14 protein-coding genes and 1 riboswitch are annotated in these 23352 nt (G+C 73.8%); of the genes, 8 read left to right on the forward strand and 6 right to left on the reverse strand.

Annotation, left to right across the window (positions count from 1 at the left end; translation table 11 throughout):
- Window positions 1-449 precede the first annotated feature (449 nt).
- Window positions 450-1583, reverse strand: a complete 1134-nt coding sequence (locus NRK68_RS32110; RefSeq protein ID WP_183064682.1) for an amidinotransferase — start codon at window positions 1581-1583, stop codon at window positions 450-452.
- A gap of 322 nt (window positions 1584-1905) precedes the next feature.
- Here NRK68_RS32110 and NRK68_RS32115 point away from each other — a divergent pair, with 322 nt between their 5' ends.
- The 6 genes from NRK68_RS32115 to NRK68_RS32140 all read left to right on the forward strand — a co-directional run bounded on the left by NRK68_RS32115 (window position 1906) and on the right by NRK68_RS32140 (window position 13041).
- Window positions 1906-4290 (forward strand): MMPL family transporter, encoded by a 2385-nt coding sequence (locus tag NRK68_RS32115; RefSeq protein ID WP_257857507.1) that lies wholly within the window; start codon window positions 1906-1908, stop codon window positions 4288-4290.
- Window positions 4291-4373: 83 nt separating this feature from the next.
- Window positions 4374-9122: a type I polyketide synthase gene (locus NRK68_RS32120; RefSeq protein ID WP_257857508.1), complete on the forward strand. Its 4749-nt coding sequence runs from the start codon at window positions 4374-4376 to the stop codon at window positions 9120-9122.
- Window positions 9119-9808 carry a 4'-phosphopantetheinyl transferase superfamily protein gene (locus tag NRK68_RS32125; RefSeq protein ID WP_257857509.1) on the forward strand — a complete coding sequence of 230 codons (690 nt, stop codon included), beginning with the start codon at window positions 9119-9121 and terminating at the stop codon, window positions 9806-9808. Before NRK68_RS32120 ends, NRK68_RS32125 begins: the two co-directional genes overlap by 4 nt.
- Before the next feature lie 265 nt (window positions 9809-10073).
- A riboswitch (cobalamin riboswitch) is annotated at window positions 10074-10152 on the forward strand.
- 62 nt (window positions 10153-10214) lie between these two features.
- Window positions 10215-11210 carry an ABC transporter substrate-binding protein gene (locus tag NRK68_RS32130; RefSeq protein ID WP_183064685.1) on the forward strand — a complete coding sequence of 332 codons (996 nt, stop codon included), beginning with the start codon at window positions 10215-10217 and terminating at the stop codon, window positions 11208-11210.
- Window positions 11207-12235, forward strand: a complete 1029-nt coding sequence (locus tag NRK68_RS32135) for a FecCD family ABC transporter permease (RefSeq protein ID WP_183064686.1) — start codon at window positions 11207-11209, stop codon at window positions 12233-12235. Before NRK68_RS32130 ends, NRK68_RS32135 begins: the two co-directional genes overlap by 4 nt.
- On the forward strand, window positions 12232-13041 hold the full coding sequence (locus NRK68_RS32140; RefSeq protein ID WP_183064687.1) for an ABC transporter ATP-binding protein: 810 nt from the start codon (window positions 12232-12234) through the stop codon (window positions 13039-13041). Before NRK68_RS32135 ends, NRK68_RS32140 begins: the two co-directional genes overlap by 4 nt.
- On the opposite strand, the gene NRK68_RS32145 is transcribed toward NRK68_RS32140, so the two are convergent.
- From NRK68_RS32145 to NRK68_RS32155, 3 genes are all read right to left on the reverse strand, one after another.
- On the reverse strand, window positions 13011-13415 hold the full coding sequence (locus tag NRK68_RS32145) for a VOC family protein (protein ID WP_030959538.1): 405 nt from the start codon (window positions 13413-13415) through the stop codon (window positions 13011-13013). The genes NRK68_RS32140 and NRK68_RS32145 overlap by 31 nt on opposite strands.
- A gap of 136 nt (window positions 13416-13551) precedes the next feature.
- The gene (locus NRK68_RS32150) at window positions 13552-15180 is read right to left on the reverse strand and encodes a N,N-dimethylformamidase beta subunit family domain-containing protein (RefSeq protein WP_257857510.1); all 1629 of its coding nucleotides are present in this window, start codon (window positions 15178-15180) and stop codon (window positions 13552-13554) included.
- A gap of 93 nt (window positions 15181-15273) precedes the next feature.
- Window positions 15274-17097: a CocE/NonD family hydrolase gene (locus NRK68_RS32155; RefSeq protein ID WP_183064688.1), complete on the reverse strand. Its 1824-nt coding sequence runs from the start codon at window positions 17095-17097 to the stop codon at window positions 15274-15276.
- A 377-nt stretch (window positions 17098-17474) separates the two neighbouring features.
- Here NRK68_RS32155 and NRK68_RS32160 point away from each other — a divergent pair, with 377 nt between their 5' ends.
- Window positions 17475-17819, forward strand: a complete 345-nt coding sequence (locus NRK68_RS32160; protein ID WP_257857511.1) for an aldo/keto reductase — start codon at window positions 17475-17477, stop codon at window positions 17817-17819.
- 87 nt (window positions 17820-17906) lie between these two features.
- Here NRK68_RS32160 and NRK68_RS32165 read toward each other — a convergent pair whose 3' ends face one another.
- Both NRK68_RS32165 and NRK68_RS32170 read right to left on the reverse strand, forming a co-directional pair.
- Window positions 17907-18779 carry an ABC transporter permease gene (locus tag NRK68_RS32165; RefSeq protein ID WP_183064690.1) on the reverse strand — a complete coding sequence of 291 codons (873 nt, stop codon included), beginning with the start codon at window positions 18777-18779 and terminating at the stop codon, window positions 17907-17909.
- A complete protein-coding gene (locus NRK68_RS32170) occupies window positions 18776-21613 on the reverse strand; it encodes an alpha/beta fold hydrolase (RefSeq protein WP_257857512.1) in 2838 nt (945 codons plus the stop codon). Before NRK68_RS32170 ends, NRK68_RS32165 begins: the two co-directional genes overlap by 4 nt.
- Window positions 21614-21765: 152 nt before the next feature.
- On the opposite strand from NRK68_RS32170, the gene NRK68_RS32175 reads away from it, so the two are divergent.
- A complete protein-coding gene (locus NRK68_RS32175) occupies window positions 21766-23301 on the forward strand; it encodes an ATP-dependent DNA ligase (protein ID WP_257857513.1) in 1536 nt (511 codons plus the stop codon).
- The last annotated feature ends 51 nt before the right edge of the window (window positions 23302-23352 follow it).

A 23352-nucleotide genomic window follows, 5' to 3' on the forward strand; every position in this document is an offset into this window, starting at 1 on the left:
CAGCTGCGTAATCGGCTGAAATGAACCCACGTGCGCGGCGGGCCTCTTGCAGTCGCTGCAAGACCCGCGGCGTGTGAACGAGCTTCGGCCGGAAGCTATGGAGGTGGCGCGTCGCCATGTCGATGACCACCCACCGCCCGGTGTGCCGCTCGCGTCCCACGGACGTGATCCGATCACCCCCAGGACCCCAGTACGCGTCGGCGACGTACACCTTCGCCCCGCCCTTGAAACTTTTTGTCCCGGGGCGCAGCTCCCGGCCTCCAACTCCGCATCGGCGCCATGCCACGACGTTTGCAGCCACCAACCAGACTGGCTCCAGTTGCGGGCCGTTCGACTGGTCCACGCGTCCCCCTCCAGATCCGCAGCAGCCATCGTAATTCGCCTGGCACGAGTGCCACGCTTCGTTTTGCTCTGGTCCTTGTCCGGGCCTCTGATCAAAGAGACACGCTCTAATCGCAGTACGACTCCAGCGTGCCGCGCCGCCGGATGTCGAGGGTCGCGCAGTGGAAGGAGCCGCCGAAGGGGGCGTAGTGCAGGAGGTCGCAGGGGAGGGGCTCGAAACCCCAGCGTTCGAGCGCGCGGAGCATGCCGGTGTGGTGCCGGTCGGCTATCACCCGACCCCCGCCGACCGCCAGGACGTTCATGCTCAGCCACTTCCCGCACATCGAGGTGAGGTTGAGCAGCGGGCCCCTGACGGGGTCGGGTTCGGGGGCGGTCAGCACGTCCCAGGAGCGGAGCGCCTCGGGCAGGTGGTCCACATCCGCGTACTCGGGGTTGACCAGCACCTTGCCGGGGGCCAGTGGCATGAGAGTGGTGTCGATGTGCATCGGTGTGCGGCAGCGGCTGCGGACCTCGTGAATGCGGTAGCCCGGCCCGAGGTGGCGGCGTAGCCACTCGATGCCCAGGGCATTGGTGACGTTGCTGCGTAGCACGAACAGATCGCGGCCTGCGCGGACGAAGTCGGCGGCGTCGAAGACCGGTTCGAACTCCGTCAGGATGTATCTCATCGGTTCCCCCGGCTCCGGGATCCGGTACTCCGGGTCGAACAGCTCGTCGGTGAGCTGGGGTCGGGGCGCTGCCGTCCAGCGGCTGCCGCGCCGGAAGTACTCCTTGAGGATCGGCCGGTACGAATGCGTTTCGAAGTACCGGCAGGGCCAGGCCATGGGGGTTTCGATGATCTCGTCGCCGATCACCAGCATGCTGTCCCGGGGGCAGCTGCAGCAGAAGCCGCGGGAGGACCAGTCCGGGGTCCCGAACCGCTTGCGGTGCACCACCGCCTCGGGGTGGCGGACCGTCACGCCGAGCGATTCCAGGAGGGCCACGAATCCGTTCAGCTCCTCCTGCGCGGGACCGATCAGGGCCTTGGGAAACCGTGCTCCCGCGGCGAGCCCCTGCAGGCGGGCCGCCCAGGGAGGGATGTTGCAGGCCACGACCGGATGGTTGGACGGGATCGTCGCACCGTCCAGACTGCCGACGATGATCTCCTCCAGCGGGTCCCATTCGTTGTGCGAACCGACGGGAGACGCGAGAGCTTCTTCTGTTGTGGCGGCGCCGGCTTCGACCGGCGTGGCTGAAATCTCCATGGAGCTGCCCAGACGCTTGAACGGGTACAGCCGACCCGGGCCGGCTGAGGTGTCCTGCGGAGCGAACGGATGTACCCCTGCAACGGCTGTACACCGTCCCCGCCCGACGTCTACCCGGGAAGAGCGCATGTAGTCGTTTCGTGCCGAAGCACCCGCCGCACCGAAACGGATCCCTTTCCCGTCTTCTGTCAAGCGACGAAATGCCGGGACTACGGCCCCTTCCCCGCCCCGGGCAGGGTGGCAATCGACCGTCCTGCGGAAAAGCAGGAGCGACATGCCATCCGTACCGGAGGAGCCGATGTTCCGTCGTGCAGGGAGCTTCGTGACCCGTCGTCCCCGACTGGTCCTCCTCGCCGCGCTCGCGTTCCTGCTGCTGTCGGCCGTATTCGGCGCCGACGCGACCAGCCGGCTGAAGACCCAGGGGTACGACGATCCGCGGTCCGAGTCCAGCCGAGCCGCCGTCCTCGCCGCCGGGCGGTCGGGGGCCTCGCTCAACCTGGTCGTCGTCGCGCAGGCACGCGCCGGCTCCGTCGACAGCCCGGCCGCCCGGGCCGCGGGCGAGGCCCTGACCAGGCGTCTCACCGCCGAGCCGGACGTCAGCGCGGTGACCTCGTACTGGAGCGGCGGCGCGGCGGAGCTGCGCGGCCGGGACGGCCGCGCAGCCATGCTCGTCGCGCACGTGGACGGCGAGGGGGACCGGCTCGGCGCACGGGTCGAGCGACTGAGGGAGGAGCTCACCGGGCTCGCCACCCGGTCCGGTACCGGGGCGGAGGCCGCTGCTCTGACGGTGCAGGTCGGAGGCTCCGCGCTGGTCGACGCCGAACTCCAGCACCTGTCGGAATCCGATCTGAAGCGGGCCGAAGCCGTCGTCCTGCCCGGCACCCTGATCCTGCTGGTCCTGGTGTTCGGCAGCGTCGTGGCCGCCGCCCTGCCCCTGCTCATCGGCGTCCTCGCCGTCGTCGGGACCCTGCTCGCCCTGAAGGTCCTCGGCAGCGTCACCGATGTGTCCGTTTTCGCGCTGAACCTCACCACCGCGCTCGGCCTGGGCCTGGGCATCGACTACGGCCTGCTGGTCGTCTCACGCTTCCGCGAGGAGCTCACCGGCGGATACGCACCGCGCACCGCCGCCGTACGGACCGTGCGCACCGCCGGCCACACGATCGTCTTCAGCGCCGCGACCGTCTCCGCCGCGCTCGCCACCCTGCTGGTCTTCCCGCCGTACTTCCTGCGGTCCTTCGCCTACGCGGGCATCGCCGTCGTGGTCATCGCCGCGGTGAGCGCCGTGACCGTGCTGCCCGCCCTGCTCGCGCTGCTCGGGAAACGGGTGAACGCCTGGGCCGTCCCCCGGCGCCGCCGGGTCCACGCCGGGTCGCGCTCACGGTTCTGGGAGGGCCTCGCGCGGATCGTCGTACGCCGGCCGCTGCTGGCGGCACTGCCGGTGGTCGGGCTGCTGGCGCTGCTCGCCGGACCGTTCGCCCACGCCGGTTTCGCCACACCCGACGACCGGGCGCTGCCGGCGGGTTCGGCCGCCCGGCAGACCGGCGACCTGGTGCGCGGCGCCTTCGACATGAAGGGCGCCGGCGCGCTCACCGTCGTCACCACCGGTACGGCATCCCCGTCGGCCCGGGAGGACCACGCCCGCAAGCTGTCCGCGCTGCCGCAGGTCGCCCAGGTCGTGACGCCCGAGGGCACCTTCCGGGAGGGAGCGCCCGCCCCCTTGCCCGGTTCCGCCGGTTCCGCCGGCTCCGCCGGTTCCGCCGGTTCCGCCGGTTCCGCCGGCTCCGCCGGCTCCGCCGGTTCCGCCGGCTCCGCCGGTTCCGCCCGAGCCGCACGTACCCCCGTCGGCCCCGCCCGGCTGTCCGTGGTGCCGCTGGTCGACCCGCAGTCACGCGCCGCGCAGCAGCTCGTACGCGACATCCGGGCGATCCCCGGCCCGGCCGGCGCCGACGTCCTCGTCGGCGGGCCGAGCGCCGTACTGGTGGACGCCAAGGACACGGTGGGGGACCGGATCCCGCTGGCCCTCACCGTGATCACCGCGACCACCTTCGTGCTGCTCCTCGGCTTCACACGCAGCCTGCTGCTGCCGCTGAAAGCCATCGCGCTGAACGCCCTGAGCCTCGCCGCGGTCCTCGGCGCCATGACGTGGATCTTCCAGGCGGGCCATCTGCGGGACCTGCTCGGCTTCACCCCCGGCCCGCTCAGCACCACCATGCCCGTGCTGCTGTTCTGCATCGTCTTCGGGCTGTCGGTGGACTACGAGGTGTTCGTCCTCGCGCGCATCCAGGAGGCGCACGACGCCGGGCAGGACGACGCCTCCGCCATCGTCTCGGGCATGGCCCGCACCGGCGGCATCGTCACCACGGCCGGTGCGCTGCTCGCCTTCACCCTGCTCGGCTTCGGCACCTCCCGGGTCTCGCTCCTGCAGTTCTTCGGGATCGGCGCGGGTCTGGGCGTCCTCCTCGACGCGACGCTGGTGCGGGGCGTGCTCGTACCGGCGCTCATGCGCCTGGCGGGCGGCCTGAACTGGTGGACGCCGTGGCCGCTGCGGCGCAGGCCGTCGCACCCCGAGCCGCCGTCGCTCCGGGAGTCCCTCCCGGCCCCGGAGCCCAACGCCCGGCTGCCGCAGGGCGCCGCGGGGGTGCCGCGGCCCGCGCCACCCCCCCTGCGGGGGCCCCGGCCCCCGGCCCGCATCCGCGGCCGCCCGTGAGTACGCCGCCGCGCGTACCGCCCGCACCGTCCCCCACCCCCGGCAGCCGTCCGGCCCGGGCACCACGACAAGGAAGACCCGTCATGACTGACATCGCCATCGTCGGACTCGGCTGCCGCTTTCCCGGAGCCCACGACATCCGCGCCTACTGGAAGCTCCTGATGAGCGGGGAACGGCAGTTCTCCGCGGTCCCCGAGCAGCGTTGGAACCACGACGTCTTCCACGACCCCGGCGATCCGTCGGCCCCGCACGCCGCCTACACCGACCAGGTCGCGTTCCTGGACGACGTGGACCGCTTCGACGCCCTCCACTACGGGATGCCGCCCGCCCGGGCGCGGGCGACGGACCCGCAGCACCGGCTGATGCTCGACGTCACCCGCGAGGCCCTCGACGACGCGGGGCTGGGCCGGGGTGACTTCGACCGGGAGAACACCGGGGTCTTCTGCGCGATGTCGGTGTCCGACTACAAGGACGTCATGACGGCCCCGATCCGGGCCATCGCCCTGGCCGACCGGGCACGGCGGTCCGCGACCGGCGACGCCGACGCCGACGGCGTCCTCGACGCCGTCCGCGAGTACGCCGGAGGACTCGGCACCGTGCAGCCCTTCAGTCTGCCGGGGAGCCTGCTGAACATGGCGGCCGGAACGGTCAGCCGCCAGTTCGACCTCGGCGGTCCCAGCTTCGCCGTCGACGCCGCCTGCTCCGGCTCCCTCGTGGCCCTGGACCAGGCCGTGGCCCAGCTGCGCCAGGGCTGCTGCCGGATCGCCGTCGTCGGCGGCGTCTACGTCAACCTGACCCCCGACAGCCTGATCGGCTTCTCCACGCTGCGCGCGCTGTCCGCCACCGGGGTGTGCCGCCCGTTCGACGAGGAGGCCGACGGCTTCGTGCTCGGCGAGGGCGCAGGGGCCGTGGTGATCCGGCCGCTCGCGGACGCCCTCGCCGCCGGCGACCGCGTCTACGCGGTGATCAAGGGTGTCGGCTCCGCCAATGACGGCGCGTCCCCGGGCCCGCTCGCTCCCGCGCCCGAGGGCCAGCTGCGCGCACTGCGCCGGGCGTACCGGGACGCGGGCCTCCCCCCGTCGTCCGTGAGCTTCCTGGAAGCACACGGCACCGCCACCCGGGCCGGGGACCGCGCGGAGATCGAGGCGCTGCGCCGGCTGCGCACCGAGTACCCCGACGACGATCCCTCGCTCTGCTACCTCGGCGCGGGCAAGGCCCTCATCGGGCACTCCCTGGCCGCGGCCGGCATGGCCGGGCTGATCAAGACGGCCCTGGTCGTCCACCACCGCACGATCGTGCCGCAGCCGCGCACCGCCCCCCACCCCGACCTGGGCGTCGGGGCCGCGGGCCTGCGGTTCGCAGAAACCGTACGGCCCTGGCCGCGTACGGACGCTCCGCGCCGGGCCGCCGTCAGCTCGTTCGGCTTCGGCGGTACGAACGTCCACGTGGTGCTGGAGGAGGCTCCCGTACCGACACCCGCGCCGGCTCCCGCACCCGGCCGGCCGGTGACCGCAGGCGGCGCACAGGGCACGCGGGGCACCGCGCAGGTCGTGCTGCTCTCGGCCGGCTCCGCCGAGCTGCTCGACCTGCACATCGGCGAGGTGCTGGACGCGGTGGAGCGGGCCCCCCGCACGCCGGTGGCGGCGCTGGCACACACCCTGGGCGGTCGTGAGCCGCTGCGGGCCCGGCTCGCGATCGTGGCCGCCGACACGCAGGAGTTCGCCCGGCTGCTGCTGCGGGCCCGCCGGCGCCTGGCCGAAGGCGCCCGCGGCGACCTGGGCGAGGGCGCGTTCGCGGCGGACGCTCCCCTGCCCGCCGCGCAGCGCCGCATCGCCTTCGTCTTCCCGGGCCAGGGAAGCCAGCGCCCGGGCATGATGCGGGATCTGTACGAACGGTTCGCCGGCTTCCGGACCGCGGCCGACGCGCTCGGCGCCGTCGTCCGCCGTGAAGTGGGCTTCGACCCCGCCGCGCTGCTGTACGGCGGGGCGGTGCCCGCCGACGGCCACGGCGGTAGCGCCGAGGAGCTCGGGCGGCGGCTCACCGGCACCGAGGTGTGCCAGCCGCTCCTCGGCACCGTCCAGATCGCCGCCACCCGGCTGCTCGCCGACTGCGGTGTGGCCCCGGACCTGACCCTCGGCCACAGCGTCGGGGAGTTCGCCGCGGCCGCGGCCGCCGGGGCCCTCACCGGCGAGGAGACCGTACGACTGCTGGCGCACCGGGGCGCGGCCCTCCGGCGGGCCGGGAACGGCCCGCGGGGCGGCATGATCGCCGTGCAGAGCGACCCGGAGACCTGCCGGAGGCTCGCCGCCGGGACCGACGACGTATGGCTCGCCTGCTTCAACCACCCCCGGCAGGTCGTACTCAGCGGCACGCCGCAGGGTCTCGCCCACGTCCGGCGGGTCTGCGCCGACGCGGGCATCGCCACCGTGGCGCTGGAGGTCTCCGACGCCTTCCATTCACCGCTGCTGGCCTGCGCCGAGGAGGCCGTGCGCGCCGACCTCGCCGGCCGCCGTGTGAGCCCTCCCCGCCTGGCGTTCGTCTCGTCCGTCAGCGGGGCCCCGTGCACCGACCCGGAGGAACTGCGGGAGCTGTGGGTCCGGCACGCGTCCGCGCCGGTGCGGTTCGGCGACGCCGTCCGCGCCTCGTACGACACGGGGGCGCGCCTGTTCCTCCAGGTGAGCGGGGGCGCCTCGCTCCTCGACCCGGTCCGCCGCAACCTCGCGGACCGGGAGGACGTGCACGTCGTCGCCGCGACCGGCACGACGCCGGACGGCGGGCGGGACTTCGTGCGGGCCCTGGCCCGGCTCGCCGTCCTGGGTGTCCCGGTCGACCCGCGCGTGCTGGTTCCGGCGGAGGACGCCCGACCGGTCGATCTGCCGGTGGCGAGGCTTGCCGGACAGCCGTACTGGGCCGGGCGGACGGCTCCGCCGAAGGCGGCGCCCCCACCGCCGGACCCGTCGCATGCGGCCCCGGCGGACGCGGACCCCTCGCACGCGTGCCCGTCGAAGGCGGACCCGGCCCAGACGCTTCAGGCCCGGCCGGCGGCACCCGGGGAGGTGCCCGTGGACAGCCCGGTGGTGCGCCCCATGGACGATCTGCGGCAGCTGGTCCGGGACCAGGCGGAGCTCATGTCCCGCTGCCCCGGGGCCTCCCGCGCCCCGGCCGGCGAGGAGCCCGCTCCGGCCGACGCCGCTGACGCCGACGCCGACGCCGCTGACGCCGACGCCGACGCCGCTGACGCCGACGCCGCCGACGCCGTCGTCGAAGTCACCGAATCGGTGTTCGCGCAGATAGCCCGGATCTCCGCGTTCCCCGTGGACCACCTGCGCCCCGAGCAGCTGTTGACCGACGACCTCGGCTTCGACTCACTGATGCTGACCGACCTGTTCACGGCCCTCCGGCGGCAGTGGCCGCAGTGGACGTTCGACGAACACGACGCGGAGCGGCCGACCGTGGGCGGTGTCGCCGCGGCCGTCGCCGGAGTCGCGCGCCTCACCGCGGAGCCCGCACCGGGGCCCGTACCCGAACAGCGCGCGGGAGGCGACGAACCGCCGCCCCCGCCCCCTGCGGCGGACCCGCCCGCCGACCCCGGCGCCCCGACGCCGCGGCCCGAGGAGCACACCCGCATCGACCGCTTTCCGGAGGTCACCGCCCACGCCGAGCGCGTCGGCGCCCTCGTCGGCACCGGACTGTCCAACCCGTACTTCCTCGTCCACGAGGGTGGTTTGACGGATACGACCGTCATCGGCGGCCGGGAGTTCATCTCCTTCTCCGGCTACAACTACCTGGGCCTGGCTACGCATCCCCGGGTCAGCGAGGCCGCCAAGGAGGCGATCGACACCTACGGCACCTCGGTGTCCGCCAGCCGCCTGCTGTCCGGCAGCCGTCCCCTCCACTCGGAACTGGAGGCCGAACTCGCCCGCCTCCTCGGGTGCGAGGCCTCGGTCACCCTGGCCAACGGGCACGCCACGAACGTCACCGTGATCGGCCATCTCGTCGGGCCGGGCGACCTCGTCGTGCACGACGCCCTCGCCCACGACAGCATCCTCCAGGGCTGCCGGCTCTCCGGCGCGACCCGGCGGCCGTTCCCGCACAACGACGCGGCCGCCCTCGACGCCCTGCTCGGGCAGGTCCGCCATCAGTACCGGCGCGTACTCGTCGTCATCGAGGGCGTCTACAGCATGGACGGCGACATGGCCGACCTGCCCGCCCTCGTCGCGGTCAAGCAGCGGCACGGCGCGCTGCTGATGGTCGACGAGGCCCACAGCATCGGAACGACCGGCGCGACGGGCGGCGGCGTCGGTGAGCACTTCGGCGTCGACCGCCGCGACGTCGACCTGTGGTCGGGCACGCTGTCCAAGGCCCTGGCGAGCTGCGGCGGCTATGTCGCCGCGAGCAGTCCGGTCGTCGAGTACCTGCGCTACACCGCTCCGGGTTTCGTCTACAGCGCCGGCATGACCCCGGCCGACACCGCCGCGTGCCTGGCATCGCTGCGGCTGCTGTGCGACGAGCCGGAGCGCGTGGCCCGGCTGGCGGAGAACGCCGCACTGTTCGTCCGCCTCGCGCGCGAGGCGGACGTCGACACCGGGGACAGCCACGGCACGCCGGTGGTCCCGTGCATCGTCGGGGATTCCCTGAAGGCACTGCGTCTGGCGCAGGCCCTGCTCCGGCGGGGCGTCAGCGTCAATCCGATCCTCCACCCGGCCGTACCGGAGGAGATGGCGCGGCTGCGCTTCTTCGTCACGCGGGATCACACCCCCGGGCAGATCCGGCACACCGTGACCGCACTGGCGCAGGAGCTGCGTCAGCTGGACCCGGTGGCCGCCGCGTGATCCGCGGCGCCGGGCACCCGGCCTTCCCGACGATCGCGCAGGGCCCGGTCCACCGGTGGGGCGGAGCGGCACTCGTGGTGGCCCGGCGCCCGGACCTGCGCCGGTCACCGCCCCTCTCGGAGGCGGAGCGGAGGGTGCTGGAGGCGTTGCCGGCCCGGCGGCGGGCCGAGTGGGCGCAGGGCCGGCTGCTCGCCAAGCGCCTGGTGGGGGACGCACTCGCCGTGCCGCCGGAGGCGGTGGAGGTCCTGCCCCGCGACGACGGCAGCCCCCGCGTCGTGGTCGAGGGCGTGCCGACGCCCTGGTTGCACGTGTCGGTCAGTCACACCGTCGGCCATGCGGCGGCTGCCCTCGCACCGCAACCGGTGGGGGTGGACCTGTGCGGGACGGCCTCGGCCGCTGCGGTGCGCCGCGCCGCGGACCACGTCCTGTCACCTGAGGAGATCTCCCTGATCGGCATGGACCGGCCCGAGGCCGCGGCCGCCGCCTGGGCCCTGAAGGAGGCGGCGGTCAAGGCGGACCGCCGCTCCGTCTTCGGCCAGGCCCCGCGACGCGTCGTGATGCTCCGCCTCCAGCCGCCCCTCCTCGCCGGGCTGCGCCGCGCGATGGTGTGGCGGGCGGATGACACGGTCCTGGCCCTGGTGCTGGCGCACGCGCCCCTGCCACCGGGCCCCGTCACGAACCGGTGAACGGCCCGGGCCGCCGTGCCCACCGCGTCCCCGGACGCGGTGGAACGACGCCGGACCGACGCCGGAACGACGCCGGAACGTCGCCGGAACGTCGCCGAGCGAGACGAACCGCCGGGCCACGGACGACTCCCGGCGCCGGGAGACCGCGCCGCGGGCTTCGCCGCCGCCCGCCCGCCCGCCGGCAGGGCCGCGGCCGTAACCGGCCCCCACCCCGCCCCACTTGCGGCTTCTGGCAGACTGGGACGCACAACCAGGCGGTGCAGGACAGGAAACCGGTGCGATTCCGGTGCGGTCCCGCCACTGTGACCGGTCGCCCCGCGAGGGGTGCCGGGAGTCAGACACTGACGCACCGCCTCTGCTCCTTCACGTCGACCAGGGGACGCGGATCCCCCGGAGAGGCCCTGCCATGTCGCGTTCCCGCGCCGCCCTGCGCGCGTTCACCCCCGTCGCGCTCCTGATGTCCCTGACCGCCTGCGCCGGTTCACCCGGCACCGGGCAGGACACGGCCGCGCCAGACGCCGCCCCCGCGCCCGGATTCCCCTACACCGTCACCAACTGCGGTGTGAGCAGCACCTATCAGGCCCCTCCCCGGCGGGCGGTCACCATGAACCAGCACGCCACCGAGGTCATGCTCGCCCTCGGCCTGGGCGACCGGGTCGTCGGCACCGCCTACCTCGACGACGCCGTACTGCCCGCCTACAAGCCGGCCTACGACAAGATCAAGGTGCTGGCCGAGGAGTACCCCTCCAAGGAGATCCTGCTCGGCGCCGACCCGGATTTCGTCTACGGCGGCTACGCCAGCGCCTTCGACAAGGCACAGGGCCGCGACCGCGCGGGCCTCGCGCAAGCCGGCATCAACTCCCGTCTCAACGTGGAGTACTGCACCGAGGGGAAGGTCGGCCTCGACCAGCTCAAGACCGAGATCACCGAGGTGGCCCGGACCTTCGGGGTACCCGACCGCGGCGCGAAGCTCATCGAGGACGAGCAGCGCCGCATCGACTCCGTCGCCGCCCGCGTCAAGGACCGGCCCCGCCCGACCGTCTTCGCCTACGACTCCGGCGAGGCCACCGCCTCCACCTCCGGAGGCAACGGCGTGGGCAACGAGATCATTTCCCTCGCCGGCGGCACCAACGTCTTCGCCGACCTCGACGACACCTTCGGCGACGTCGCCTGGGAGAAGGTCATCGAGCGGAGGCCCGAGGTCGTCCTCATCTACGACTACGGCGGCACCACCGTCGAGGCCAAGAAGCAGCGCCTGCTGAACGACCCCGCGCTCGCCGAGGTCCCCGCCGTCAAGAACCGGCGGTTCGTCGTCCTGCCGCTCTCCTCGGCCGTCCTCGGCGTCCGCGTGGCGGACGCGGTGGAAGCGCTGGGCGGCCAGCTCCACCCGAACCCCGCGTGAGGCTGCGCACGGGCGCGGTCCTCGCCGTCCTCACCGCCGCGCTCGCCGTCTCCGCGATCGCGGGCCTCGCGCTGGGCCCCGTACGGATCGCCCCCGGCCGCGTCGTCGACATCGTCATCGGCGGCCTGTCGGGGAACCGGCCCACCGGGGCCTTCGCCACCATCGTCTGGGACGTGCGGATGCCGAGGATCCTCCTCGGCGCCGTCGTCGGAGCGGGGCTCGCCGTGGCGGGCACCGTGCTCCAGGCCCTCGTACGCAACCAGCTCGCCGACCCGTTCCTCCTCGGAGCCTCCTCCGGGGCCTCCGCCGGAGCCGTCCTCGTGATCGTCTTCGGCTCGGCCGCGGCCGGATTCGGCATGGGCGTGCCGCTGGCCGCCTTCGCGGGCTCCCTCGCCGCGCTCGTCGCCGTCTACGCGATGGCCCGGCGCGGCGGGACCATGACCACCGGCCGGCTGATCCTGGCCGGCGTGGCCGTCCAGTACATCCTGTCCGCCTTCACCAGCCTCGTCCTCGTGCTCGCCGCGCACCCCGACCAGCTCCGCTCCGTCCTCTTCTGGACCCTCGGCGGCCTCGGCGGGGCGCGCTGGGACGAACTGGCCCTGCCCGCCGTCGCACTGCTCGTCGGCGGCGCACTGCTGCTCACCCTCGCCCGGCCGCTCGACCTGCTCCTCGCCGGGGAGGAGGGCGCGCACACCCTGGGTCTGGACACCGGACGCTTCCGCGCCGCCGTCTTCGTCCTGACCTCCCTCGTCATCGGTGTGCTCGTCGCCTGCAGCGGGGCGATCGGCTTCGTCGGGCTGATGGTTCCGCACGCCGCCCGGATGGTCGTGGGCGCCGGACACCGGGCGCTGCTGCCGGTCGCCGCACTGGGCGGGGCGGTGTTCCTGCTCCTGGCCGACCTGATCGCCCGTACGGCCGCCGCTCCGGAGGAGATACCGGTGGGGGTCGTCACCGCACTCGTCGGCGGGCCGTTCTTCCTCTGGATGCTGCGCCGTGCCGGCCGGAGTGAAGGGGTGACCGGATGACGGAGGCGAACGGACCGGTGCGGCCGGTCGGACTCGCCGTCCAGGACCTGCGCTACGAGACCGACGGGCACACCCTGCTCCACGGAATCGGCCTCACCGCCGGGCCCGGGGAGACGGTGGGCGTGGTCGGCCCCAACGGCAGTGGCAAGACCACCCTGCTGCGCTGCGTCTACGGCACCCTGCGGGCGACCGCCGGCCGGGTGCTGCTGGACGGCGCGGACGCGGACGCACTCACCGTCAAGGAACGCGCGCGGCGCGTGGCGGTGGTCCCGCAGGACGCCAGCGGCACCTTCGGGCTGACCGTGCGCGAGGTCGTCGCCATGGGGCGCAGCCCGCACAAGCGCTTCTGGGAGCAGGACGGCCCCGAAGACGCACGGCGCATCTCGGACGCCCTGGAGACCGTGGGCGCCGGCGCCTTCACGGCCCGACGCTTCGACGAGCTGTCCGGGGGCGAACGCCAGCGCGTCCTGGTGGCCCGCGCCCTCGTCCAGGACCCCGGCCTGCTCGCCCTCGACGAACCGACCAACCACCTGGACATCCGCTACCAGCTGGAGGTCCTCGGCCTGGTCCGGGCGCTGCCCGCCACCAGCCTGCTGGTCCTGCACGACCTCAACCTCGCCGCCGCCTTCTGCGACCGGCTGTACGTGCTCGCGGGCGGCCGCGTCGCGGCCTCCGGGCCCCCGCGGGAGGTGCTCACCGAGGACCTGCTGGCCGAGGTGTACGGGGTGCGGGCCCGTGTCGAGGTCCATCCCGACACGGGCTCGCCCAACGTCGTCTACCTGCCCGTCGCCGCGGGCTCCTGGTAGCCGTACGGGCGCGTGATGATCTCCATCCCGTGCCCGGCGGGGTCCGTGAAGTACACGCCGCGGCCCCCGTCGTTGTGGTTGATCTCGCCGGGGAACCTGCCGTGCGGGTCGGCGAAGTACGGCACTCCGGCCGAGCGGATCCTCTCGAACGCCACGTCGAACTCCTCCTCGGAGAGGAGGAAGGCGTAGTGCTGCGGGGTGATCTTCTCGGCCGGAATGGTGGCGAAGTCCAGGGTGACGCCGTTGGCGGTGTCGACGGGGATGAACGGGCCCCACTCGGCCCCGACCTCGAGACCGAGGACGTGCGCCAGGAACTCGGCGGACTCCCGGTTGTCACGGGAGTGGACGATCGTGTGGTTCAGCTGTACGGACATGGGTGAATGCCTCCGGAAGGCACATCACGGGCACCTCCATGCCTCACCCGGTCGGTGACCGACACGCGATGCCGTGATCTCGATCCTAGGCAGCCCACCGCGGCGGCGCCAAGCCCCTTTCCGCCGCGCACCGGGATCATGAACCCCCGTACACCGCCTTGACGTTGTCCTGCGCCGGATGGGAGCGGCCGGCCGGGCCCGCCGCGAAGACCCGCAGCAGGTTCTCCGTCACGCGCGTCGTCAGCGCCCCGGAGCGCGCGTCCAGGCCGTGGTTGCGCCCGCTGCGTCCGTCGCCCGTCGCGTCCAGGGCCTCCACCCAGCGCATCGTGCCGGTCGCGAAGACGCCCGCCCCGCTCGGCACCGTGTAGTACGCCGTGTCCTGGTGGCTGGGGCGGCCGTCGCACACCACGGGGGAGTGGGCCAGTATCTCGATCGGCCGGGGCGTGGTGAAACCGGTGTTGACCTTGTCGTACTCCACTCCGACCAGGTGCTCGAAGCGGTCGCCCGCCGTCGCGCCGGTGCCCTCGAACAGCCAGTGGCCGGGGTGGGTCACCACGTACGGGGCGTCCACCGGATAGCCGTCGTAGATCACACCGAGCAGGGAGCTCTCCGGGTCCGCGCCGGGAGCCGAGCGGAAGTCCACCGTCGCCGGATGGCCCCGTGTGAACCCCGGGTCCTGGCCGTAGGAGGACTTGTAGCAGACCAGCGTACGGTCCGGCCCCAGCTCGGAGGCCTCCAGCCGGATCCGGCGGAAGCAGCAGTTCGCGCCCAGGACCGCTATGTTCGTGCCGGCGTCGCGGGCGGCCGTGACGTGGGCGCGCTGCTCCGGCGACCAGTACTCGTCGTGCCCGAGCGAGAGCACCGCCGCGGCCCCGTCCAGCAGCCGCTTCTCCCGCGCCACGTCGGTGGTGGTCGCGTAGGCGAGGGGTATGCCGAGCCGTTCGGCCAGTGCTATCAGCGGGGCCTCGTACACCAGGAACAGGCCCGCGCCGTCGTCGTATTCGTACGGCCGGTCGAAGGACACCGCGAGGGAGCGCGAGGCGTAGCCGCCACTGGGGCCGTCGTAACTGCCGTAGCCGCCCCACCGGTTGTAGGCCTGCCAGGTGGCGACGGCGTTGACCACGACCGTGCGCCCGGCCGTCGCCGCCGACCGGACGGTGACCGGTACGAAGCGCTGGCCGCCCTCGCCGCCCTGCGCGTCCAGGCGCAGCAGGTAGCTGCCCTCGGGCCAGTCCTTCGTCCCGACGGTGGTGGTACGGGCCCACCGGGTGCGGACCATCCGGGTGTCGGAGTCCACCGTGTGCTCGGGCTGGCGCACTCCGGGCAGGGCCTCCGAACGCCACACCAGGCGGGCGCGGGCGCCGCCGTACCAGCCCATCCGGTAGGCGGAGACGGTGAACCGGGGCGCGGTCGTCGACACGTACAGGCCGAAGGACTCGCCGGGCAGCACGCTGACCCTGTCGGCGAAGCCCTCGACGGCCCGGGCCGGGCCGGCCTTCGTCACGGCCCAGTCGGGGTTGCCCGGGCGGGCGTTCTCGGCCTTCACGTCGAAGCCCTGCGCCGCTCCCGCCGGCGGTTTGCTGTCGGGGGCCGCGGTGCCGCCCTTCTCGCTCGCGCGGAGGTTCCCGCTCCCGTCCCCGTCGGCGCAGCCGGCCACCGATCCGAGTCCCGCGGCTGTCGCGGCCCCCGTGGCGATCGCGAGGAACCGCCGCCTGCCCGCGCCCGCGCCGTCCCCGGCCGGCCCGGCCGTGTGCTCCTGATCCATGGGGGCACGCTATGTCACCCTGGGCGCCCCGCTTCCACCGCCCCGACGGACGGTGGAAGCGAGGCGCGGGTCGCGTGCTCCTGCCGCGCGGGGCTACCCCAGGGGCAGGACCAGGCGGGCGGAGGTGTCCTCGGCGGACGTGAACGTGATGGCGGCGGCGACACCGTCGCCCGCGTCGGAGTAGAGCTGGTCCTGGCTGTTCACCACGAGCATGAGCCGGTGGTTCGGGGCGAGGTCGTAGCCGGCGGCCTGGAGCCGCCAGGTGGCCCTGCGGTCCTCGTCGGGGGAGAGCTCCCGCAGGGTGAAGGGCTCGTGCGTGATGATGCGGGCGGTGTCGTCGGGGGCGACGTCGAACAGGTACGCCACCAGGGTCGCGGCGGGGGCGGAGCTGCGCACGGTCAGGGTGAGCCCGGGGACACCACGGATGCGGCGGCCGGTCTGCAGCGGGCCGCTGGTCCACACGGCGAGGTGCCGGCGGTCGAAGGTGCCCGTGGGGTAGGGCTTCGGGTTGCCCTTCCACTCCGCCTGGCCCGTCGTGATGATGGCGTCCACCGCGGTGGCCGCCGTGATCTGGCCGGCCGTGAACTCGCGCTTCCAGCCCGTTTCCGGCGCGGTGCCGAGGCCGCCGTCACGGCGGTCGGTGGAGGATGCGGTGAGGTACCAGGTCTCGGTGGAGGTGGTGACGTCCGCCCACGACGGCGCTGTCTCGCGGACGGCCGGTTCGGTGATGACGTTCTGGCCGGTCCCGGGGTCGGGCTCGGTCCGGTACGTGAACATGATCTGGCTGCTCACGGGCTCCCAGCCGGGAACGCCGTTGTCGGCCCCGAGCACGTGGTGGTCGAGCCAGGCGAACGCCTCCTCGACGGGCAGATTCGGGCCGCTGAACGGGATGGTGAGGCCGGCGCCCTCGGGCGCGGCGTGGTCGCCGATCCAGAGGTTGAGCCGCTTGGGCACGGTCAGCCGCTCGAAGTGCTCGATGGTCTGGTTGGCCGGGAACAGCGTCTCGTGCCAGGTGTTGGAGATGAAGGTGGGGACGCCGCGGGCGTTGGTCCGGTCGGCGTACGAGGACGGGGACCGCTCCTTGCCCCACGCCACCACGCGGTCGAGGTTCCGGCCGGCCAGGAAGTCCTCGAGGACCTGCCGGGTGGCCGGGTCGAACTTCCGCTCGATGGGGCCGCCGGTGAAGTCGATCAGGGCCTGTACGGCCTTCAGGTGCCGGGTGTCGTTCTGGTAGAGGCTGTCGGCCAGGTCGCCCCACGTGCTCAGGGCCACGACGGCGTCCACGCGGGCCGCCGGGTCGTGCGCCGCGACCAGCTGGCTGATGCCCGACCCGTAGGACTCGCCGAGGAAGGCGATCCTGCTCGGCTCGAAGTACTCCTGGGCGTAGTCGATGACGGTGGAGCCGTCGGCCCGGTCCGAGGGGCCGGCCACGTCGATCGTGCCGCCCGAGGTCCAGGGCGCGTCGATGAAGGAGCCGCCCGCGACGGGGACGGTGAGGCCGATGCCGCGCGGAGTGTAGGCGAGGACGTGGTAGCCGCGGAGCGCCAGCTGGAGGTAGGCGTACTCGAAGATGATCCAGCCGAACGGCGTCCAGCCCGCGGGGACGATCACCACCGGGCGGGGCTCGGAGGTGTTGAGCTTGATGGTGTGGGCGGAGAGCCGCACGCCGTCGTCGGCGGTGATGCGGGGAAAGCCGAAGGTCGCCTTCGCCCGCACCTGTTCCGTCAGCTGCTGGAGTTCGGGGGTGAGCAGCGGAGTCTCGGCCGTCCCGTTCAGCGTGGCGACCAGCGCCTCGGCGACGTTGACGGCGTCCGGGTCCACGGAGGTGGCCGAGGTGTAGATGCCCTGCCCGGAGATCCGGTTCAGCTGGGCCGCGGTGACCGGAGTGATCGGGTTGTCGTCCTGCGAGTGGCTCACGAAGCCGTCCTCTCGAAATCGCCGACCGGGCGGACCGGTCGGTGCCGTGGGGGACTTGTTCTAGCCCGGCCGGTGCACCCCGTAGCCCATATCAGGACATCTGCTCTCTTGGGGGCGATCAGCGGGCTTCACCCGTCCAGACGGTTTGAACACTCCCGGCCCGCCCTTGCCGCGGCGAATGATCAATGTGCGCCATGAGGCGGTCGCCTGCGGTCCCCGAGGGGTGGCGACCGATCGACCTGATCCGGCCGCAGGTACGCGGCAGAACGGGGGAGTGGGGTGGCATGCACCCCACTCGGCCGTTCTAGGCTGGCTCTTTGTCGTTTCCGAACATCAGCCGGTCACGAGGGGGCGGGAGATGGCGTGCAGCGGCTGAGATGAACGATTCCGCACAGCACGGCCGGAAGCCGAATTCGACGCGCGGCCACCGCACCCCGCGATCTGGACTCCCGGCCGGCTCCCGCCTCGAAGGCAGGGACTCCTACCTCACCGAGGAGCGCCTCGACGTGGTCGAGGCCCTGGCCGCGATCGCCGAGAAGCACGACCGCACCGTTCTCGAACTGGCCATCGGCTGGCTCTCCGCCCGGCCCGGCTGCGCCTCCGTCATCGCCGGCGCCACCTCCCCCGAGCAGATCCGTGCGAACGCCGCCGCCGGGGAACGCCCGCTGGACGCCGACCTGCTCGCCGAGATCGACGCGATCGCCCCCGGCGTCCCCTCGTAAGCGCCGTACACGCCGACGAGCGCTCCCCGCGCCCCGCAGGGCATGGGGAGCGCTCGTCGCGCGGGCGAGACGGCGGCCGCCGCCGGGTCAGGACACGATGTCCTTGCGGGAGAAACCCCGGAAGGCGAGGGCGAAGAGCACCAGCGCGTACGACACCGACACCACCGCCCCCTTGGCCATCCCGCCCCACTCCAGCTGAGGCTGCAGCGCGTCCGCCCACGCGAACTGCCAGTGCGCCGGCAGGAACTCGCGCCACGAGCCGAGCGCCGTCACGGCGTCCAGCACGTTCCCGACGATCGTCAGACCGACCGCGCCGCCCACCGCGCCCAGCGGTGCGTCCGTCCGCGTGGACAGCCAGAACGCCAGCCCCGCCGTCACCAGCTGCGACACGAAGACGAAGGCCACCGCCAGCGCGAGCCGAGGCACCGTGTCCGCGGCCGGCAGCGCGCCGCCCGCCGGGAGCTTCAGCGGCCCCCACCCGTACGCGACCGTGCCCGCCGCCAGCGCCACCACCGGCAGCAGCACCATGGCCGCCAGGCTGAAGCCCAGCGCCACCACCAGCTTGCTCCACAGCAGCCGTGCCCGTGGCACCGGCGACGCCAGCAGATAGCGCAGCGAGGACCAGCTCGCTTCCGAGGCCACGGTGTCCCCGCAGAACAGCGCCACCGGCACCACCAGCAGGAAACCGGCCGACACGAACAGACAGGTCGCGGCGAAGTTCGCGCCCGAGGCCGTGGCCGTGTCGATCAGAGTGATCCGGTTGCCGCCGCCGCGCCGGCCCTCCGGACCGCCGCCCACCGCGAACGCGATGATCATGATGAAGGGCAGTGCGGCCAGCACCCCGCCCATCACCAGCGTCCGCCGCCGGCGCCACTGCCGCAGCGCCTCCACGCGCAGCGGCAGCGTACGGCTCGCCCGGTAGCCCGGGGCCACCTCCCGCGCCGTCGTCGCCGTACTCACGCCGCACCTCCGATCAGGGTGAGGAACGCGTCCTCGAGTCTGCGGTGCGGCCCCACTCCGGTCACCGGCACCTCCAGCCGTACGAGTTCGGCGATCAGCCCGGCCGCCGTCGCGCCTTCGAGCCGTACGAGCAGACCGTCGTCCGCGGCCACCACCGAACCCACGCCCTCCAGTGCCGCCACCTTCTCGACGGTCACCTCGTCCACCGGCTCGGCCAGGGTCACCAGCAGCGTGTCGCCGCCCCCGGTGATCTCGGCTACCTCGCCCGCCGCCACCCGCTGCCCGCGGTCCATGACCACCAGGTGCGTGCAGGACTGCTCGACCTCCGACAGCAGGTGGCTGGAGACGATGACGGTCCGCCCGCCGGCCGCGTAGCGGATCATCACGTCGCGCATCTCGCGGATCTGCGGCGGGTCCAGACCGTTCGTCGGTTCGTCGAGGATCAGCAGGTCCGGCATCCCGAGCATGGCCTGCGCGATCGCGAGCCGCTGCCGCATGCCCTGCGAGTACGTGCGTACCGCGCGTTCCAGCGCGTCGCCGAGCCCCGCGATCTCCAGGGCCTCCGCCATGTGCGAGTCCTCGGCCGGGCGGCCGGTGGCCTGCCAGTACAGCTCCAGGTTGGCGCGGCCCGTCAGGTGCGGCAGGAAGCCCGCGCCCTCCACGAAGGCCCCGACCCGCGACAGGACCGGCGCTCCGGCCCGCACCGCGTGCCCGAACACCCGGATCTCCCCGGCGTCCGGCGAGATCAGCCCCATCAGCATGCGCAGGGTGGTGGTCTTCCCGGCCCCGTTGGGTCCGAGCAGCCCCAGCACCTGCCCCTTCTCGACCCGGAACGACAGGTCCCGCACCGCGTACCGGTCCTGCGACTTCGCGTACCGCTTCGTCAGTCCCGTGATCTGGAGCGGTACGTCGGCCAGTGCCGCATCCGGCTGCGGTACGCCGGCCCGCGCCCCGGCGGAGCCCGTCCCCGTCCGGCGGAGCCCGAGCAGTGCCGCGGCCAGGAGCAGCGCACCCAGCGGCAGTCCCCAGGTCCACGCGGGCAGTCCCGCCGTGGCGGTCCGCACCTGCGGGGCGACGGGCACGGCCAGGGGGCCGTCCACCGAGACCGTGTAGGCGGCCGAGGCGGCCGGGCTCGCGTAGCCGAGGTCCGTGGCCGCGACCACCAGCCGCAGGCGGTGTCCGGCCGCGAAGGAGTGGTCGATCGCGGGCAGCCTCAGCCGCACGGTCGTACCCTGCTGGGCGTTCTCGACCCGCAGCGGGGCGACCAGCTGGGAGGGCAGCACCTGCTGCCGCCCGTCGGGCCCCACGTCGTAGACCTTGCCGAACAGCACGGCCGACCCGTCCGCGGCCGTCGACCTCAGCTTCAGGGTGACGGTCGGGGCCCCTGTGATCTGCAGGTCCTCATCCAGCGGCGCCGACTCGAAGCGGGCGTTCTGCCCGGGGAAGTCCAGCGAGAGCCCGGCTCCGAAGGAGGCCAGCTGCCCGCCGATGCCGGGCAGGGAGGACAGCGCGGGCGGCGCGCCGCCCGCCGGGTTGGTGAACGTCTGCTCCCGTCCGGTCAGGGCGAACTCCCGCGGGCCGGAAGCCAGCCCCGGGTAGCGGTCGCCGCTCGCGCCGCGCAGTATCACCTCGCCGTCGGTGGAGTCGATGCCGCCGGAACGCGAGACCCGGAACGCAGGTCCCGTGTCCACGCCCTCGTCACCCTTGAGGTGACGGTCGAACCAGGCGGCCACCCGGGCCTCCACCCGGTCCGCCTCGCGCATGCCGCCGTCGTGTCCGCCGACCGCCCAGTCCACCGCCACGGGAGCGCCGTTCGCCGCGATGGCGGCGGCCATGGCGTCGGCCTGGTCCAGCGGGAAGAGGGAGTCCTCCTGGCCCTGCACGATGAGGGCCGGCACCTCGATCCGGTCGGCGACCGCCGACGGGCTGCGCCGTTCCAGCAGCTCGCGGGCTTGGGTGTCGGGCTTTCCGGTGACGGCGACGCGTTCGTACATCGCGCACAGCTCCGGGGTGAACCTCCCGCAGCCGGGTCCGGCCGGGACGCCGTCCTGGGGACCGGCACCGGTCGCGCCACCCTTCGCGGCGGCGTCCGCGTCGGCGTTCGCGTCGGCCGCTCCGGTCGTGGAATCCGGCCGTCCGCCGCCGTCCTGCGGCCGTCCGTTCCCGCTGTCCTGCGGCGCCGTCCCGGCCTGCTGCATCCCGCCGGTCGAGCCGGTGGTGAAGAAGATCCCGGACCACAGCTTCTTGAAGACGCCGCCCGGGAAGAGGGAGTCCGCGAGGTTCCAGTAGGTGATCTCCGGGGCGATCGCGTCCACGCGCCGGTCGTGACCGGCGGCCAGCAGCGAGACGGCCCCGCCGTAGGAGGCCCCGGACACCCCGACGCGCGGGTCGCCGGCCGCGTCGAGCCGCACCTCGGGCCGCGCCGCGAGCCAGTCGATGAGCCGCGAGACGTCCTTGACCTCGTGCTCGGGGTCGTTCAGCCCGATCCGGCCGCCGGAGCGGCCGAAGCCGCGCGCCGACCAGGTCATGACGGCGTAGCCGTCGCGGGCCAGCCGTTCGGCCTGTTCGCGGACCTCGTCCTTGCTGCCGCCGAAGCCGTGGCCGAGGAGCACGGCGGGACGTCTCGCCCCACCGTCCTGCCCGCCGCCCGCGACGAAGTAGGAGGTGTCGATGTCGGCACCGGGCATGTTCAGGACCTGGTCCTGGCGGTGCACGGCGGGCGTGTCGCCGGACGCGGACGCGGCCGTCCACGTACCGGCACCCGCCACGACGGCCAGCGCGGCGGCGCCCGCGAGCAGTCGGTCTCGGCGCCGCCGGGGCATTCGGAGCTTCATACGGGCACCCTAAACGGCCGGTAGCCGGCCTCGGAGCACCCACAGGCGGAACTCCGGACCTTCTCAGGGAGTACTCCGGCTCCGGCGCGTACCGCACCTGCGGTACATCCGTCCGACCTGCACACCCCGGCGCCGGGCGGGAGGATGGCCGCATGCTGTTGGCCGAGGTCGCCCGCGTGTCCAGGGAAGTCGCCGCCACTTCCGCCCGCTCCCGAAAGACCGCGCTGCTCGCGGAACTCTTCGCCGCCGCCCCGCCCGAGGAGGCCGGGCTGGTCATCTCCTACCTCTCCGGACGTCTGCCGCAGGGCCGGCCCGGCATCGGGTGGCGCACCCTGGCCCAGGAGAGCGCACCGGCAGCGCAGCCCACCCTCACCGTCCGCGACGTCGACGCGGCGGTGAGCGCCCTCGCCGCGGAGGCCGGCACCGGCTCCGCCGCCCGCCGCGGCGCCCTCGTCGCCGGCCTCCTGGGCGCGGCCACCGAGGCCGAGCAGGCCTTCCTGCGCAGCCTGCTCTCCGGCGAGGTGCGCCAGGGCGCACTCGACGCGGTGGCCCTGGACGGCGTGGCCGCGGCCGCCGGAGTACCCGCCGCCGAACTGCGCCGGGCGGTGATGCTGGACGGCTCCCTGCCCCGGGTGGCCGAGGCGGTGCTCGCCGAGGGCGCCGAAGCGCTGCGCGCCGTGACCCTGCGGGTGGGCCGGCCCGTCCAGCCCATGCTGGCGGGCACCGCCGGATCGGTCACCGAGGCGCTCGCCGCGCTCGGCCCGTGTGCGGTGGAGGAGAAGCTCGACGGGATCCGGGTGCAGGTCCACCGGGAGGGGGACGACGTACGGGTCTACACGCGCTTCCTCGACGAGATCACCGGGCGGCTGCCGGAGGTGGCGGAACTGGCCCGGTCGCTGCCGGGGGAGCGGTTCATCCTCGACGGAGAGGTCATCGGGCAGGCGGCGGACGGCCGCCCCGTCCCCTTCCAGGAGATCGCGAGCCGGGTCGGCTCCCGGGTGGACGTGGCCGCCGCCCGGCGGACGCTGCCGGTCGTCCCCTACTTCTTCGACGTCCTGGCCGCCGGCGGCGACGTCCTGCTCGACCTGCCGGTCCGCGAGCGGTACGAGGCCCTCGCCGCCCTCGTGCCCGAGGCCGCCCGGGTCCGCCGCCTGGAGGTGCGGGATCCGGCGGCCCAGGAGGCCGAGGCCGTGGCGTTCTGGGCCGAGACCCTGCGCCGCGGCCACGAGGGCGTGGTGGTCAAGGCCCTGGACTCGGCGTACGCGGCCGGCCGGCGCGGCAGGCACTGGCTGAAGGTGAAACCGGTGCACACCCTGGACCTGGTCGTGCTCGCCGCCGAATGGGGCCACGGCCGGCGCACCGGATTCCTTTCCAACCTGCACCTGGGGGCGAGGGCCGCCGACGGCACCTTCGCCATGCTCGGCAAGACCTTCAAGGGCCTCACGGACGAGATGCTGCGCTGGCAGACGGAGGCGCTGCGCGCGCTCGCCACCTCGGACGACGGGTTCACCGTACGGGTCCGGCCCGAACTGGTGGTGGAGATCGCCTACGACGGCCTGCAGCGCTCGCCGCGCTACCCGGCCGGAGTGGCCCTGCGCTTCGCCCGCGTGCTGCGGCACCGCCCGGACAAGACGGCGGAGCAGGCCGACACGGTCGAGACCGTGCTGGGCCGGCGGAACACCTCCTGAGGGCGCGGTCCGGCGTGCCCGAAGCCCCGCACCCCGGCGGGCGGCCGGAGC

It is taken from the genome of Streptomyces yangpuensis (assembly GCF_024666385.1).
GTDB classification, from domain to species: domain Bacteria; phylum Actinomycetota; class Actinomycetes; order Streptomycetales; family Streptomycetaceae; genus Streptomyces; species Streptomyces yangpuensis.